Annotated in this window: 2 protein-coding genes; one reads left to right on the top strand and one right to left on the bottom strand. The window is 67.2% G+C overall.

Annotated features, from left to right (window positions below):
• The first annotated feature begins 130 nt into the window (after window positions 1–130).
• Window positions 131–541, top strand: a complete 411-nt coding sequence (locus tag ACQP1T_RS06190; RefSeq protein WP_433758966.1) for a hypothetical protein — start codon at window positions 131–133, stop codon at window positions 539–541.
• Window positions 542–550: 9 nt separating this feature from the next.
• Here the strand turns inward: ACQP1T_RS06190 and ACQP1T_RS06185 are convergent, their stop codons facing one another.
• Window positions 551–18,670, bottom strand: a complete 18,120-nt coding sequence (locus ACQP1T_RS06185; protein WP_433758965.1) for an amino acid adenylation domain-containing protein — start codon at window positions 18,668–18,670, stop codon at window positions 551–553.
• Window positions 18,671–18,672: the final 2 nt, after the last annotated feature.

Raw genomic sequence — 18,672 nt, 5'->3', positions numbered from 1 at the left:
TGACGCCGCACAGGCACCTGCGGCGCCACCGATAACAGCGGATCGGCTATCGCCGACACACCACGAGCCGTGGCGAAGTTCATTCCCAGCGAATCCGCTCACCGCCGATAGTTGGACCCGAGTCCAGGCGGTGGTCACACCGGACGCGCCGCCGGCCGCAGATCAGGAGCCGATCCAGGCGTTCTGCGCGCACGTCCCGGTAGATCCCGGCCGATGCACCGTCACCGCCGTCGACGCGGGTGTCGGTGCGGCAATCGGCGCCGGCATCGCCGCGGGCGTGTCCGCGCCCGTCGCGATATCCGCCGGACTCGTCGGTGCAGCCGCCGGGTTCGTCGCCGGTATACCGTTCCTGCCGACCGGCTTGGTGGTCGGCCCGCTGGCCGGGGCGGCCGTCGGCGTCGCCGTCGTCGCGGTCCCCGCCGCCGTGCTCGGTGGGGCGCTCGGGGCGGCGGTCGGGGCGATAGTGGGCATCACCACGCCTCTCCCGCAAGGGGACGGCCGAACCGATGGATCCGGCGCGCCCTCCACCTCGCCGAACTGACCGCGGTCCTCACTCCAGTCGTTCATCGAGAATCCGGGCGATCTGGGCGACCGCGCCCGGTTCGGTCATCGCGAGGTGGGTCGCATCGATGTCGAAAACCGAAATCCGCCCGCGGATTACCTGCTGCCATCCCTCGTGACCTGCGGCATCGGATCGTCTTTCCCGTGTCGCTGTGAAGTAGAGCATGTCGCTGTCCAATACTGCGGGCCGCCACCTGCCAGCTGCCTGGATCGCCATGTTGTAGGCGTCGGTCAGGCGCTCGATTCTCGCGGCATCGATACCGAGGCTGCCTCCCAGGTGCCGTTCGATCAGGTCGGCGGCCTCCTCGGCGGTCGCATCGGGCCGCACGAAATCGACGCCCATGACCGGGCCGAGATTGCTGATCAGCTCCCCGGCCGTGACGGCGGAGAGCATCGACACGTCGACACCGTCCAACTCGGCGTCCAACAGGGCCAGTAGCGCGACTTGTTCACCGGCGGCACGCATCTCGACGGCAATGGCATGGGCGATCACACCACCCAGCGACCAGCCGAGCAGGTGATAGGGGCCGTGCGGCTGAACCGCCCGAATCTCGTCGAAGTAGCGTTCGGCCATTTCTTCGATCGACGTCGGACCGGGGACCTCGCCGCCGATTTGGGGCGCCTGGAGGCCGTAGATCGGTCGGCCGTCGGAGAGATACCGGTCGAGTGTGCGGTAACACCACGACAGGCCGACGGCCGGATGGATACAGAACAGTGGTGCTCGCTCACCGCCGGTCCGGATCGGCAACAGCACGTCGAAGCCGTCATCGGTCCGATCGACGACGGGACCCGAGCGCATTCCGGATTCGATCCGCTTGGCCAGGTCGGCCGGGCAGGGATCGGACAACATCCAGCTGATCGGAATCTCGTAGTCGAGTTCTCTGCGCAACTCGCTCACCACTTGCACCGACTTCAGCGAGTTACCACCCAAGGCGTAGAAGTCGTCATCGGCGCCAACCCGATCCACGCCGAGCACCGCTCCGAAGGCCCGTGCGACCTCCCCTTCCAGCCACGACGCGGGCTGCCTGAACTCCCCTACTGCGAGCACCGGCTCCGGCAGCCGGGTGCGGTCCAGCTTTCCCGACGCGGTGAGGGGTACCGCGTCCAGCACCATCACCGTGGTGGGCACCATGTAGTCGGGCAGTTCGGCCGCCGCGTACGCCAAGACCGCGGCGGTGTCGATGATGGCGCCCGCAGTGGGTACCACGTAGCCGACGAGGTGGTCCACCGCACCGGTGGGACGCACCACGGCGAATGCCCGCGCGACGCTCGGGTGTTCGGCGAGTACTGCCTCGATTTCACCGAGTTCGATACGCAGGCCGCGCAGCTTCACCTGGAAATCGGTGCGGCCCAGGTATTCCAATTCGCCGGTGCGGCGCCAGCGCACCAAGTCGCCGGTGCGGTACAAGCGTCGGCCGTCACCGTACGGATCCGGCACGAACCGCTCCGCGGTGAGGCCAGGACGTGACTGATAGCCGCGCGCGAGCTGGGCACCCGCCAAGTACAGCTCCCCGGCAACACCGGGCGGTACCGGATGTAACCGGTTGTCGAGTACGTATGCCCGCGCATTCCATACCGGTGTGCCCATCGGCATGCTCCCGCTGTCGGCCTCGGTCACCCGATGCGCGGTCGCGCACACGGTGAACTCGGTCGGCCCGTACAGATTGTGCAACTCGGCCCCGGGCACTGTTCGCCGCACCGTGGCCAGCACATCGGGTCCGAATGCCTCACCACCCACCAGCAGCGTCCGCACCGATGCCAGGGATTCCGCGGGTACCGCGTCCGCGAATACCGCCAGCATCGACGGCACGAACGCGGTCATCGTGACCCGCTGGGTGGCAATGGTTTCGGCGAGATAGGCCGGGTCGAAATGCCCGTCGGCTCGCGCGATCACCAGCCGCGCCCCCGCTGCGAGTGTCGCAAACAGCTCCCACACCGACATGTCGAATGTCGCGGGTGACTTCTGCGGCACTACGTCATTCGGCAGCAGCGCGTAGGTCTCGTTGACCCACCGCACCTGGTTCACCACCGAACCATGCGATACCGCAACACCTTTCGGTCGACCCGTCGACCCCGAAGTGAAGAGTACGTACGCGAGGTTGTGCGGACGCAGCGGCGCGAGCCGATCGGTGTCGGTGACCGGCGCGTCATCGAATCCGGACAGCTCCAGCCCATCGAGAGACGACAGCTCCAGCACCGGTTCGGCAATCGAGAGCATGTACGCGATGCGGTCGGCCGGAAGGTCCGGATCGACCGGCACATACGCGCCGCCCGCGGCGTGCACCGCGTATATGGCGGTGACCTGGTTCAGCGAACGCCTCATCCGCAGCGCCACCAACGACTCCGGACCAACGCCGCGGGAGATCAACCACCGCGCCAACCGGAATACGCGAGACGCGAATTCCGCATAGGTCAGCGACAAATCGCCGGAAATCACCGCCGGGCGGTCCGCGTGCACCAGCACGGAGTGGGCGAAGACCGAGGCGAGGGTCTCGTCGGGAGGGAGCCTGCGGTCGGTTGAATTCCACTGCGTCAGAACGGCTTTCCGTTCATCGACGCCGAGTAGATCCACCTCGTGCACCGGCTGTGTCGGATCGGTGACCAGCGCGCCGAGCAGCCGCAGCAGGCGATCGACGATCGCGGTCACCGTCGTCGCGTCGAAGAGGTCGCTTGCGTAGGTCGCCGCGCCGCCGATTCCGGCGGGGGCACCGGTGTGGTCGTAGGAATCCGACACCGCGATCTGCAGATCGAACAGTGCGGTGTCGGTGTCGGCCGTCATGGCCGACACCGAGAGGCCCGGCAGTTCGAACTGGGCCCGGCCGACGTTCTGGAATGCCAGCATCACCTGGAACAGTGGATGGTGGGCGTGCGACCGCACCGGGTTCAGCTCCTGCACGAGCCGCTCGAACGGCACATCGGCGTGCCCGAACGCGGCCAGATCGGTCGCGCGCACCTGCTCTAGCAGCTGAGTGAAAGTCATTCCCTGGGTCAACCGGGTCCGCAGCACCAGGGTGTTGACGAACATTCCGACCAGATTGTCGAGTTCGGGCTCGCCGCGTCCGGCATAGGGACTGCCGATCGCTATATCGTCGGTACCGGACACCCGGGCCAGCGTGGCCGCCAGCGCAGCGTGGAAAACCATGAACAGCGTCGTGTTGTGTGCTCGCGCGATCTGTAGCAATCCCGCGTGCAGATCGGCATCGATGGTTATCGGCACGCGCGCGCCCGCATAGGTCTGTTCGGGCGGACGCGGCCGGTCGGTCGGCAGTTCGAGCAACACCGGCAGGTCCGCCAATTCGAGTGTCCAGTAATCGATCTGGGCGCGTAGCAGCGATTCCGGATCGTCTTCGGTCCCCAGCACCGTCCGCTGCCAGATCGCGTAGTCGGCGTACTGCACCGGCAGCGGCGGCCAGCTCGGTGGCTCCCCGAGCAGGTGTGCCGCGTACGCGATCATCATGTCCCTGGCCAGCGGACCCAGCGACGAGCCGTCGCAGGAAATGTGGTGCACCGCCACGGCCAGAACCCACTCGTTGTGCCCGAGCTCGAACAACCGCACCCGCACCGGCGCCTCGACCGTCACATCGAACACCCTCGACATGAACGCCGACAACGAATCGGCCAGCTCCGGTTCCGCGACCGAGGTCGCGGTCACCGGCGCGATGACCTCGGCCGCGGAAAGGACGACCTGCGACGGCTCACCCTCGGCGTACGGGTATATGGTCCGCAATACCTGGTGCCGGTCCAGCACCTGCTCGACGGCCGCGCGCAGCGCGTCGAGATTCAGCTTTCCGGACAGCCGCAGCACGATCGGAATGCTGTAGGCGGCCGAGCCTGGCTCGAGCTGGTTGAGGAACCACATTCGCTGCTGTGCGTACGACAGGGGAATTCGCTGCGGCCGTGGCTGTGCGGTCAGCGCCACCCGACCGGTGTCGGCCTGCGATTCGGCACGCGCGGCCAACCGCGCGACGGTCGGCGCCTCGAAAATCCTCGACACCGGGATCGTCGCATCGAGCGCGGCACCCACCCGCGCGACTACCCGAGTGGCCACCAGGCTATTGCCACCCAGTTCGAAGAAATCGTCATCGGCGCCCACCGGACCGTCGATGCCGAGGACATCGGCGAATACGCCAGCCACTATTTCCTCCACCGGTGACGCCGGGGCCCGGAATCGCTTGGCCCGGACGACGGGGGCAGGCAGGGCCGCACGGTCGAGCTTTCCGTTCGGCGATAGCGGGATCGCGTCCAGGATCATCACTGCGGCGGGCACCAGGTACGACGGCAGCACCTCGGCCAAAGCGGCCCGCAATTGATCGCCCGACAGCACCGCCCCGGTTTCGGGCACCGCATAGGACACCAGCAGCATCGGACCAGTGCCGTCCCGCCGCGCCACGGTGACCGCGTATGCCACATCCGCCCGCGCACTCAGCACCGCGTCGATCTCGCCGAGCTCGACCCGGTAACCGCGGATCTTCACCTGGAAATCATTGCGCCCCAGGAACTCCAGGGCACCGTCGGCATTCCAGCGCACCATATCTCCCGTGCGGTACATGCGACGTCCCGGTTCGCCGAACGGGTGCGCCACGAACCGCGCGGCATTCGTCGCCGCCATATTCAGGTACCCGCGCGCCAGCGCCGGACCCGCCAGATACAGCTCTCCGGCTACCCCTACCGGTACCGGCTGCAACCGGGCATCCAGGACCAGCGCCTGTATCCCCGGCAGCGGGGCACCGATCGTCGGCCGGTCATCCGGCCGCAGCGCACCCGTCGCCGTGGCGATCATCGTGACCTCGGTCGGCCCGTACAGCACTTGGAACTTCCGGGCGGCGGCGAGGTCGGTGCCCGCCCAGCGGCGCACCAGATCCGCGGGGACCTCCTCACCACCGGACATCACCAGCCGCAGGTCGTCCAGCCCGGCCGGATCCACCGACGCGAGTGCGGCCGGGGTCAGGAAGGCGTGGGTGACCCGATGCACGCGCAGGAGCTCGGCCAGCTCACCACCGCCGTAGACCCCCTTCGGCGCCACGACCAGCGTGGCGGCCCGGCTGACCGCGATCAGGATCTCCATCAGTGCGGCGTCGAACGACGGCGACGCGAAATGCAACACCCTGGACGTGTGCCGGAGTTCGCGGTCGGCACGCCGCCCCGCGACGAAGTCTGCGATGCCGGAATGTGTGACGGCGACGCCCTTCGGCACGCCGGTGGATCCGGAGGTGAAGACCACATAGGCGACATCCGAGGCCCGCAGCGGCCGCGGCCGCTCGTCATCGCCGATCGGGCCGCCCGCCGATGCGTCGATCTGCGCGACGACGGCCGAATCGTCGAGCACGATCCAGTCAACCGAATCGGGCACCTGCGCACGCGCCGACGACACCGTAACCCCCAGCGTCGCACCCGAATCCGACACCATCTGCGCGATCCGACCCGCGGGATAGCCGGAGTCGACCGGTACGTATGCCGCCCCCGTCTTGACCACCGCCCACCACGCGACGACGGACTCCATTGACCGCGCTGCCGCCACCAGCACCGAATTCTCCGGTCCGGCGCCACGGCGGATCAGTATCCTGGCCAGTCGGCTCGACTGCTCGTCCAGCTGCGCATACGACAAACTGGCATCGCCCGCGATGACTGCGATGCCGTCGCCGTTGTCCCGGACGGCCGAGGCGAACACCTCCGGCAGCAATGCGCACGGCTCCAGCACGGCCACGGGGTGTGTCCCCAGCCGCGACGTGAGGGCCGAGCGCTCGTCGGCTTCCAGCCAGTCGATATCCCCGATCACTACGGTCGGATCGTCGGCGACGGCTGCCAGCACCCGCACCAGCCGCCGGACAATCGCCACCGCGGTCGCCTCGTCGAACAGCTCCCGCGCATAGCTCATCGTTCCCGAGATACCTTGCGCCACACCCGCATTGCCGGAGGCCTCGGACAGCACCAGTTGCAGGTCGAACTGGCTCGCCCCGGTATCCACCTCCGCAAAGGAAATCCGGACGTCGGGCAGGACCACATCGACCGTCGACACGTTCTGGAACGCCAGTGCCACCTGGAACAACGGATGCCGCGCCGCCGACCGCTCCGGGTTCAGCTCCTGCACGACCCGCTCGAACGGCACGTCCGCGTGCTCGAATGCCAGCAGGTCCGTCTCCCGGGTGCGCATCAGCAACTCGGCGAACGGCTCGCCGGTATCCACCCGGGTCCGCAATGCGAGGGTGTTCACGAACATTCCCACCAGATCGTCGAGCCCGGGCACTCCGCGCCCCGCGACCGGGGTGCCGATCACTACGTCATCGCTGCCGCTGAGTCGCCCCAAAACCGTTGCCAGCGCCGCATGCATCACCATGAACAGCGACGAACCCCGCGACCGTGCCAACGCGAGCAGCCGCTCGTGCAGCCGCGCATCGATCCGCACCGGTACCCGGCCTCCCGACAGCGATGCGACGGCCGGGCGTGGTCGGTCCGCCGGTAGTTCCAGCCGATCCGGTGCGCCCGCGAGCGTCGAGCGCCAGAACTCCAGCTGCGTGGAAAGCAACGACGCCGGATCGTCCGCGGCACCCAGCATCTGCCGTTGCCACCACGCGAAATCCGCGTACTGCACCGTGAGCGGTTCCCATTCCGGCGGATGCCCGGCCAGTCGCGCGGCATACGCTGCCATGACGTCACGAGCCAACGGCCCCATCGACTGACCATCGGCTGCGATGTGATGAACCACCAGCGCCAGCAGGAATTCTCCTGTGGCGCTGTCGAGTTCGAACAATCCCACTCGGATCGACACCCGCGCGGTCAGATCGAATCCGCGCCGTACGAACTCGCCCACCACATCGGGGACCGAATCCACCGGCACTCGTACCGAATCCACCGGCAGCGCGGGCTCGTCCAGAACGACCTGCCTTGGCTCACCGTCGACTTCCGGATATATAGTCCGCAGTACCTCGTGACGTGCCATCACATCCGCGAGTGCGGCCGCCAGCGCCGCGGCGTTCAACCGTCCCGACAACCGCAGCAGCACCGGGATGTTGTATGCCGGCGAGTCCGGATCGAACCGGTTCAGGAACCACATCCGCTGCTGTGCCAGCGACAGCGGCATGGGGTCGGGGTGCGTTCCGGCCAGCAGGGGCAACTGGCCTCCACCAGTGAGTGTCGCTGCGCGCGCTGCCAATCCGCCGACGGTCGGCGCCTCGAATACCGACCGCACCGGGACGCGCACGTCCAGGGCCGCACCTAGGCGCGCCACCACCAGCGACGCGCTCAGCGAATCGCCGCCGAGCGCGAAGAAGTCGTCGTCGACTCCCACCTGATCCACGTCGAGTACCTGCTCGAATGTCCGCGCGACCAATTGTTCCAGGCCCGGCGACGGCGCACGGAATTCGTGCGCGACGGCAACCGGTTCGGGCAACCGCTCGCGATCCAGCTTCCCGTTGGCGGTCAGCGGTACCTCATCCAGCACGATCACCGCGGACGGCACCATGACCCGGGGCAACGCCTCGGCCAGCGCCGCACGCAACTGCGCGCCCGATACGTCCGCCCCTGTCGCGGGCACGACATAGGACACCAGCAGCACCGGTCGTCCAACATCGCGGCGCGGCACAGTGACCGCATATGCCACGTCCGCACGCGCACCCAGTACCGCGTCGATCTCCCCCAGCTCGATCCTGGTGCCGCGCACCTTCACCTGAAAATCGTTACGCCCCAAGAACTCCAGCTCACCATCGGCGCCGCGGCGCACTATGTCACCGGTGCCGTACATGCGCGCACCCGGCTCCCCGATCGGGCACGCGACAAACCGAGCCGCGGTCAACCCCATTCTGGTGATGTAGCCATCGGCCAGTCCGGCGCCGAACAGGTACAGCTCGCCCGCGACACCGTATGGCACGGGCCGCAACCAGGTATCCAGCACCACGGCCGCGACGGGGCCGACCGGCCTGCCGATCGTTATCGCGGCACCCGGCGCCAGTGCATCACTTGCGGTAGCCCAGATAGTGCTTTCACTAGGCCCGTAGAGATTGACCATGGTGCGCCGCGGCGCCCACCGATCGACCAGTTCCGGCCCGACCGGCTCACCGGCCGTTGCCAACACACGCAGCCCGTCGAGACCGCCGTACGGGACTGTCGCCAGCGCCGACGGGGTCAGCACGGCATGCGAAATGCGCTCGCGCACGAGCAGATCCGCCAGCTCAGGGCCCGCGTAGACATCGGCGGGCGATATGACCAGGCACCCGCCCGAGCCGTGCGCCATCAACAACTCGAATATCGAGGCGTCGAAGCTGGGCGAGGCCACCTGCAGTACCACCGACATCAGGTCGACGCCGAGTATTCGCCGCTGCGCCGCCACGATATCGGTCAGGCCGCGATGGCTGACGACGACGCCCTTCGGCGTTCCGGTCGACCCGGAGGTGTAGCTCACATAGGCGGTCTGAGCCCGCAGAATCGGCCCGCCGCGTTCGGCATCGGTGATCGGCGTGGCGGGGACCGCGGCCACGGCGCCGAGCGTCTGCTCTTCGTCGAGGATCAGCCAGTCGACGCCGTCGGGCAGATGCTTCCTGGCGGAGGTGTCGGTAAGCCCGAGCACGGTTTCCGAGTCCGACAGCAGAAATTCGATGCGCTCCGATGGCAGGGTCGGATCGATCGGCAGGAATGCGGAACCGGACTTCGCCACTGCCCACAGGGCGACCGTCGCCGCCATGGATCGCGGAAGCACGGAGGCGATGGTCTGTCCCCGCCGGGCGCCGTGCCGCAGCAGGACCCGAGCCAGCCGCGCAGATCGCTCGTCGAGCTGTCGGTACGTCATGGCGGCGGTACCGCACCGGACGGCGAGCGCGTCGGGTTCGGCCGCGGCGGAAGCGGCGAGGATGCGGTCCAGCGTGTCCGGAATCGTGGCTTGCGCACCCGAAATAGGCCACGACGGCCCTGGTTCCTCGTCGAGCGACAGCTCACCCAGCCGCACATCGGGATTCGCGGCGATCCGGCACAGCAACTCGACGAAGCGGTCGAGGATGCGGCCCGCCGAGGCGGTGTCGAATACCTGGTCATGGAACCGGAGAATGATCCGCAGTCCCTGTGCCTCGCCGTGCTCGGACTGCTTCGGTTCCACGACCAGGCTCAGCGGGTACGGCGTCGAGTCCACCCCGCTGAGCCCGTCAATCCGCAGGCCTGCCGAAGCGACGAGTTGCTGCAACGCCGTCCGGTCGACAGGGAACGACTGGAAGGTGATGGCGGTGTCGAAGAGTTCGGGGAGGCCGACGCTGCGGTGAATCTCGGGCAGGCCGATATGGTGATGCTCCAGCATGCGGGCGTGCCCCGCCTGAATGCCGGTCAGCAACTCGCGCACCGTCATCGTGGGTGCGAGCGGGACTCGCACGGGAATCGTATTCAGGAACATGCCGAGCGTCTGATCGACCAGCGGCAACTCCGGTGGCCGGCCCGACACCGAGGAGCCGAAGATCACGTCGGTCTCACCGGTCAGGACGCGCAGATTCAGCGCCCAGGCCGCGGCGACCGCCGTATTGATGGTGACGGCCGCCTCCGCCGCGGCTCGACGGAGTTCTGCGAAACGAGCCGCGGTCAGTTCGGCCCCGACCTCGGCGGCGGATACGGAGCCCGCCGCGGCGGCTTCGCGGGACACCCGGGTGGCTGCGCCGACATCCGAAAAGGCTTGCGCCCATGCCGCTTTGGATGTGGCACCGTCCTGCCGACCCAGCCAGGACAGATAGTCGCGGTAGGAGGGAGCGGGTCCGGCGGAGTCGATACGCCCGGGAGATCCGTAGTAGTCGAGCAGCTCCCGCATCAGCAGCGGCATCGACCAGCCATCCAGGATCACGTGATGATTCGTGACGAGCAGCCGGAAGGACCCGGGCTCGAGCCGGACCAGCGTCAAGCGCAGAAGCGGAGGAGCCGATAGGTCGAATCCGGCCGCCGCGTCCGCTGCGGCAATGGCTTCCGGGTCGGCGGCGACTTCCGCATCGCAACCAGCGAGATCGATCTCCTGGAACGGGATTTCGGCATGGTCCAGCACGATCTGGCACGGCCCTGCCGATGTCTCCACAATGGCGGCCCGCAGGATATCGTGCCGGTCGACGACGGCCTGAGCGGCACGCCGCAGGCGCTCACCGTCGACCGCACCGGAAATTCCGACCATCGTCTGGACGGTGTAGTTGTCCGCGGCATCCGGCTCGAATGCCGAGTGGAAGTGAATCCCGGATTGCGTGGGCGACAACGGCCATACGTCGGATAGGCCGCGGTACTTCCGTTCGAGCCGATCGATGTCCTGTTCGGTGAGCGCGACCAGCGGATAATCCGCCGTCGGGCGTCGAGTGGTTTCCTCGATTGCCACCGCATCCGCATCACTGCCCGCCATTGCGGCGATGGCGGCAACTGTCTTGCCTTCGAATACATCTCGCGGCGTGAGCGTGAGACCCGCGGAACGTGCCAGCGCCACCAGCCGCATCGAGACGATGCTGTCCCCGCCGAGCGCGAAGAAGTTGCTATCGGCGGATACCGTGTCGAGATGGAGCACATCGGCGAAGAGTTGTGCCACGACCTGCTCCGGATGCGTCGACGGCGGCCTGCCGGGCGCGGCGTCGAAATCGAAGACGCGCTGCCGCAATGCTTTCCGATCGATCTTGCCGGTCGGCGTGCGCGGCATCTCCTCGAGCCGCACGATCGCCGCTGGATTCATATACCGGGGTAGCCTGCCCGCGAGATCGTCGCCGAGTGCCACCACATCCACGTCCGCGCCCGGCGCGCAGACGACATAGGACACCAGAATCGGCTCACCGGCAGGGCCTTGCACCGCGACGGTGGCGACGCTCGCCACGTCCGGGTGCCCGGCCACGTGGGCATCGATTTCCCCCGGCTCGATCCGCAGGCCGTGAATCTTGACCTGGTCATCGCAACGGCCCAGGTATTCCAGCGCCAATCCGCCGGGTCCGCGCAACCAGCGCACGGAATCACCGGTGCGGTAGATCCGCTCGCCGCGGGTGGATCGCGGATCCGCGACGAAGTGCGTCGCGGTCACACCTGGGCGATGGATGTAACCGCGGGCAAGTCCGGGCCCACCGATATAGAGTTCGCCCGCGACACCGACCGGTACCGGTCGCAGCCACCTGTCCAGGACCAGCACCGACGCACCGCGGATCGGGCCACCGATCGTCACCGGCTCGCCGGGCACGAGGGCGTCCGACCGTGTCGCCCAGATCGTGCACTCGGTCGGTCCGTAATGATTCATCAGCCGTCGCCCGCGGCCCCACCGCTCAACGGTGTCCGGCCCGGTCGCTTCGCCGACGACCGCCAGCGATGTCAACCATGGTGTCCGAGACGGATCCATCGTATTCAGCACGGACGGTGTGAGAATCGCGTGCGAAACCTGTTGCGACCGAATCATTTCCTCGAGATCGGTCCCGGCGTACACCTCCGGTGGCGCCACCACGAGACAGGCGCCACTGCCGTGCGCCAACAGCAACTCCGACAGGTAGGCGTCGAATCCCGGCGACGCGACCTGCAACACCAGCGAATCCGGGCCCACGCCGAAGGCGTCGGCCTGCGCCGCGACCAGATCGGCCAGACCGCGATGGCTGAGGTGGACCGCCTTCGGTTTGCCGGTCGATCCGGACGTATAGATCGCGTATGCCGCATTGTCGGCCCACAGCCGGTCGGCCTCGGCCGGACGAGATATACCACCGTGGGCGTCCGAAGCCGAAGCGTCCACCAGCAACCAGTCGACGGTATCCGGAAGCTGCTGTGCCACAGCGCTGGTCGTCACGCCCAGACCGATCCGCGAGTCGGCCAACAACTCGCCGATCCGCGCGGCGGGATTGCCGGGATCCAATGGCAGGAACGCGGCACCTGCTTTCGCCACCGCCCAGATCGCGACGACCAGTTCGCCCGAACGGGGAACGGCAACTGCGACGATCGACTCGGCGCGAGCACCGTGGGCGGCCAGCAGGCGAGCGAACCCATCGGCGCGACGCTCCAGGTCACGATAGGTCCACGTGGTGTCACCACACCGGACAGCCACGGCATCCGGATACCTGCGCGCGGTCGCCCACAGGATATCGCGCAGCACGAGCTCGGCGACCGGCTCCTCACCGCGGACCGAAAGGAGTTCCGCGCGTTCGGCATCCCGGCAGGAGGAGATCGCGGCGATCTTCCGGTCCGGATCGGTGACGATTTGGCTGAGCAGCAGCTCGAATCGCTCGAGCAGTTTGCGGGCATCGTCCGAATCGAATCGGTCGGTGGCGAACTTCAGTGTCACGGTATAAGCGCTGGGCTCGTCGGCACCCGGTCGTACGTCGCGACTCGGCCGCGGCGGGGTCACTTGCAGACTCAACGGATACGGCGTCGCGTCGTTGGCGTCGATCGCGACAAGCCGCAATCCGGCGTCGGAGAGATTGCGTGCCAACAGTTCCTGGTCGAGCGGATAGGACTCGAGCACTATCGCGGTGTCGAACATGTCGGGGATACCGGTGGCCCGTTGCAGATCCGCCAATCCGATGTGCTGGTGATCAAGCATTGCGGCTTGCTCGGATTGGACACGGGCGAGCAGGCCACCGACGGTTTCGTCGGGTTCGAGCCGGACGCGGACAGGCAGCGTGTTGACCAGGAGCCCGACCATGCGCTCGACATCCGGAACCTGCGGCGGGCGCTGCGACAGTGTATTGCCGAACACCACGTCCGACCGTCCGGTCTGGGCGGCCACCAGCAATGCCCACGCCACCTGCACGACCGTGTTGGCGGTAATGCCGTGTGAGCGGCCCAGATCGAGGATCGCGGCGGTGGTCGTGGCGTCCATGTTCAGGCCGATTTCACCGACGTGCGCGGTGACCGTCCGATCCGGCCCGCCCGTGACCCGCGTCGGACTGTCGATTCCGGCGAGCATCTGCCGCCACGCGGCGATGGCGGCATCGCGATCCTGAGCCTGTAGCCACTGCAGATACTCCCGATACGAACGCGGTGACGCGAGCACGGCGGTATCGCCACCGGAGGTGTACAGCGCGAGCAATTCGTGGATCAGCAGGGGCATCGACCAGCCATCCAGCACGAGGTGGTGGTTGGTGACCAGCAACTGGAACCTATCGGCGCCGATGCGCACGAGGTGAAAACGGACCAGCGGCGGGCGGGCCGGGTCGAATGGAGCCACGGCCGCCGTCGCGAGCCGCCGAAGTGTCTCGGCCTGTTGGCCGACATCGCTGATATCGGTGACACTCGATTCGGCCCAATCGACCCCGGCGTCACGCAACACGACCTGACGTGGCCCATCCGCACTTTCGACGAATGCGGTCCGCAGGCTGTCGTGCCGGTCGATGAGCACCTGCGCGGCCCGCCGCATCCGCTCCGCATCCACCTGCCCGGCAAACGTCAGCGCCGCCTGCACGATGTAGGCGTCGTCGCCGCACCGGTCGTAGACCATGTGGAATAGCAGCCCGGACTGCAGGGCGGTGAGTGGCCACACATCGGTCATCGACGGGTATTCCCGCAGCCAGTTGTCGATCTCGTGCTGCGATACCGCGGCGAGCGGGAAGTCGGAGGGGGTGAAGCCGGGTGTGGTGTCGGATCGGACATGATCGGCAAGTGCCCCAAGGGCGCCAGCCCACAGCCCGGCGAGTTCGTCGACCTCGTCGCCACCCAAAACCTGCGAGGCGAACTCCCAGGTCGCGTCGAGTTCGAGCCCGTCGCGACCTTCCTCGGCGATCGCATTGATATCGAGCACGGCGGCCAGCGCCATCGCCGGATCGCTCGTCGCGGTCAGTGCGGTGAATTCGGTGGTTGGTGCCCAGGGCCCCGAGTATTCACCGACACCTACCCGCCCGAGGTAGTTGAAACTGATCTGGGGCTCGGGCAGAGTTGCGAGCTCGGCACTCCCCCGGGAGTCGAGACAGCGCAGCATTTCATAGCCGATGCCGTTGTCGGGCACCGCGCGCAGCTGCTCCTTCACCTGCTTTATCGCCAGTCCCGCGCTGGGGCCGCCAGCCAGCGCATCGTCGAGGTCGATGTTCTCCCATTCGATCCGGACCGGGAAGCGTGTAGTGAACCAGCCCACGGTGGCGCTGAGATCGGCGCCGGGCACGGCCAGCTCCTCGCGACCGTGTCCCTCCAGCGAGATCAACTCTCCGGCGGCCGCCGTCGTCCCGCGCCTGCGCCGCCACTCACCGAGCGCCAGCACCAGGGCTGCCAGCAGCGGATCGTTGGCACTGCAGTGGAAGCGGTCCGGAATGGTGGTGAGAATCGCCTCGGCAACCGCTGCCGGGATGCGCTGATGTACCCGGCCCGCGGTGGCGCCGACGTCACGATCCGGGAGCAGACGGCGCAGTCCGAGCAGCTGATCGCCAGGCTCGAGTACACCTTTCCACCGGCCGAGCTCCGCCGCCCGCCTGTCTGGCGCCTGCTCGACCAGACCGTGCACCCACCGCCGGAACGAGGTGGTGACCGGCCCGAAATGCGGTTGGCCGCCAACGGAAACCAGCGACCATGCCTGTGCGAGGTCGGCGAGGATGATGCGCCACGACACCGCGTCGATGGCGAGATGGTGAATCACCAGCCACATCAGGTCGGGTGCCGATCCATCGCGATCCCGCATCCAGACGGCCTGCACGAGCACACCGTTGCCCGGGTCCAATCGATCCGCGGCCTTTTGCAGGTGGTGGTCGACTTCGGCGGCGTCACGTCGATCGAGCCGAACGTCGACGAGTGCGGCTGCCGGGTCGACCGCTTCCCGATCGAGCACCTCGACGTACCGATCAACCGAATCGCCATCGCGCAGCGCCGCGCGCAGCATGTCGTGGCGGTCCAGCAGGGAGCCCAATACGCGGATGAGACCCGCTCGATCGGCTCCCTCCGGCAGGTGCACGAGTGCGGCCTGAGCAAATCGGTCGTAATGACCCCGATCGAGCATTGCGCGCATGATCGGCGACAAGGGCATCGCCCCTACCCCGGCACCGGGCAACTCGGCCAGCTCGGGGGTTCCGCGAGCTTCGGTCGCCGTGGCCGCCAGCCCCGCGACGGTCTTGTGCACAAACACATCCCGTGTGGAGAAACTCAGGCCTTCGGCCTTCGCCCGCGCCACCAACCGGATCGACAGAATGCTGTCGCCGCCGAGGGCGAAGAAGCTGTCGTCCGCCCCGGCCCGAGGCACGCCGAGCACCTCGGCGAACAGCCTTGCGACCGTCTTTTCCCGATCCGAGGCGGGCGCCCGACCGACCGGCGCGATCCCGAATTCGGGTTTTGGCAAAGCACCGCGATCGAGCTTGCCGAAGGCATTCACCGGGAGGCTGTCCAACGCGAGGATCACCGCCGGGACCATATGCGGCGGCAGCGAAGCACGGGCGAAGCGCTGGAGTTCGAGCGGATCGACCCTATGGCCGCTGACCGGGACGACATAGGACGCCAGCACGGTGACGCCGACATTGTTCTGTACCGGCACGGTGACCGAAAGGTCCACGTCCTCGTGTGCGGTGAGCGCGGCGTCGATTTCAGCCGGTTCGATCCGGTAGCCGCGGATTTTGATCTGGAAGTCGCTGCGCCCCAATAATTCCAGCGTCATCTCGGCCTCGTCGCCGGTCCAGCGCGCGATATCGCCGGTGCGGTACATCCGTTCTCCGGCGTCGCCGTATGGATCGGCGACGAACCGGGCGGCGGTTTCGACGGACAGATGGCTGTATCCGCGCGCCAGTCCCGGCCCGGCCAGATATAACTCGCCCGCAGTGCCTTTGGGCACGGGTTGGAGCGTCCGGTCCAGCACCATCGCCGAGACGCCACGGATGGGGCCACCGACCGTCTGGGCGCGGTCGGCCCTCAGCATGGCACCGGCGGCGGTCACGGTGGTCTCGGTCGGACCGTATTCGTTGTACATGGACAACGAAGGTGTCCACCGCTCGATGACGTGCGGTGGACATGTGTCGCCACCGACCACGACCACCCGCAAGTCGGTCGCCGGACGCGGGTCCACCGTTGCCAGCATCGTGGGCGTCAGCGTCAGGTGGGTCACGTGCTCTTCTGCCAGCAGCTGGGTGAGCGGTTCGCCTCCTGTCACCTCGGGCGGCACGATCACCAGCGTGGATCCGCTCGCGAAGCAGGTCAGAAACTGTTCCAGGGAGGCATCGAAACTGGGCGAGAGGGCATAGGACACGCGAGAGGTCGTGTCGATGCCGTACGCGGCGGCGCGGTCGGCAACGAGATTCGCGAGGCCGGTGTGGGTGACCTGGACGCCTTTCGGCGTTCCGGTGGATCCCGAGGTATACGTCATGTAGGCGACGTTGGACGGCCGCAGTGGGCGGATACGATCATCGTCGGAAATCGGCCGGTCCGCGATGTCGGATTCCCACCGGATCGCGGGGTCGTCGAGAACCAGATGGTGTATCTCCTGCGGGAGCCGCCCGCGCAGGGCGTCCACCGTGATCGCCACTGTCGCGCCGCTGTCGGAGATCATGTGGTCGATGCGCTTCGACGGATACTCGGGGACCAGCTGGACAAACGCGGCCCCACACTTCGCGACCGCCCACGTCGCGACGACGGATTCGACCGAGCGTCGCAGCATGATCGCCACCGCCGTGTCCGGCCCACACCCCAGAGCTATCAGATGGCGTGCCAGCTGGGACGATCTGGTGTCCAGCTCGCGATAGGTCATCGTCTGCCCGGCCGAGATGATCGCGCACGCATGAGGATTCCGGCGCGCGCTCTCGCTCAGCATTACCGGAAGCAGGCGTGTTCCGACTCCGCTAGCCCCCCGCACCGGCAGCAGCGCGGATCGTTCCGCTACTTCGAGCAGCGGCAGTCTGCTGACCGGGCAGCCCGCTCCCCCGGCGAGGAACTCATGCAGAAACATGAGGAACCGGCGGTGGTGGCCGGCGAGCTCGTCCGGACTGTAGGCGCTCGGATTCCCCTGGAAGTCGATACGTGTACTGTCCTTGCCCGCGCCCGGGTAGATATTGACGAAAAGATCAGCGGTGGGCCCTGAGGTGAGGACGTTCAGGCGGCCCGTCGTGTTGCCCAGCACAACCTCGTTCTCGATCATCATGAGGTTCACGGTCGGTCCGAAGGATGCCGCCTCGTCGCGCGCAATCCCGATGTCGCGGAATATGTCCTCTTGGCGGTAGCGCTGCCGCCGAAGCGCACTGGTCAACTCGCTGAGCACGGCGGCGATCAGTTCACCGACGGTGCGGCCGGCGACCCGCACGCGCAGCGGGACCACATTCGCCACCATCCCCCCGGAACGGCGCAGCACGGCAGAGTGCCGACCCGAAACCGGCAGGCTGAGCAATACTTCACCGCTTCCGGTCATCCGAGCGAGATAGGCGGCGAACGCCGCGACGATGGTCGAAGTCACGCTGGGGCCGTGCTCGAGCGCGACGCTTTGGAGCAGTCGCGCGGTGTCGTCCGGCAGCTCGGTGTCGACCAGCGTCGGATGAATGGTGGGCTTGCCAACGCGACCGGCCAGGCTGACAACCGCAGGCGCGCCTGCCATGTGCTCCATCCAGTATCTGCGGTCGTTGTCGAAACGCGCCGAACCCCGGTACGCCAGATCCTGCTCGACGACAGCCCCCAGGTCCTGCGCCGCGCACGGCGGCGTTGCCTCGGACTTCACCCAAGCGTTGTACAGCTCGGTTATCCGGTGCAGCATCGTCACCGCGGCAAATCCGTCGAGTGCGATATGGTGGGCGCGCTGATACCACAGGAAATGGTCCGCGCCGACCTGGAACACAATGCTCGTCACGAGGTGGTCATTCAGCAGGTCGAGCGGAGCAGAATAATCCTGAACCATTATTTTGTGCGCAGCCACAACCGGATCGGCGTGCTGACGCAAGTCCACGACCGACACCTGAGCTCCATGTTCTTCGTCGATGAACTGACGCGGCTCTCCGTCGACCTCGGTCAGCCGAAGATGTCCGGATCCGAACTCGCGATCAGCGGTTCTGCATGCCTCGGCAAGCAATTCCGTGTCCAACTCGCCTGCGATCTCGACGTATTGGGCCACAGATATCGGCGACGATTCCGCGAGATGCTGGGCAAACCAGATGCCCCGCTGCGCCGCGGTCAATGGAAGAACCGATGACGAACTGAATGGGCCGGTTTGCAAAGATTTCGACGAGTCCGGACTGCCATCGATACCGCGCTTGAATTGGTCCATTT

It is taken from the genome of Nocardia sp. CA-135398 (assembly GCF_050955845.1).
GTDB lineage: Bacteria > Actinomycetota > Actinomycetes > Mycobacteriales > Mycobacteriaceae > Nocardia.
This window is presented reverse-complemented; position numbering and strand designations above follow the sequence as displayed.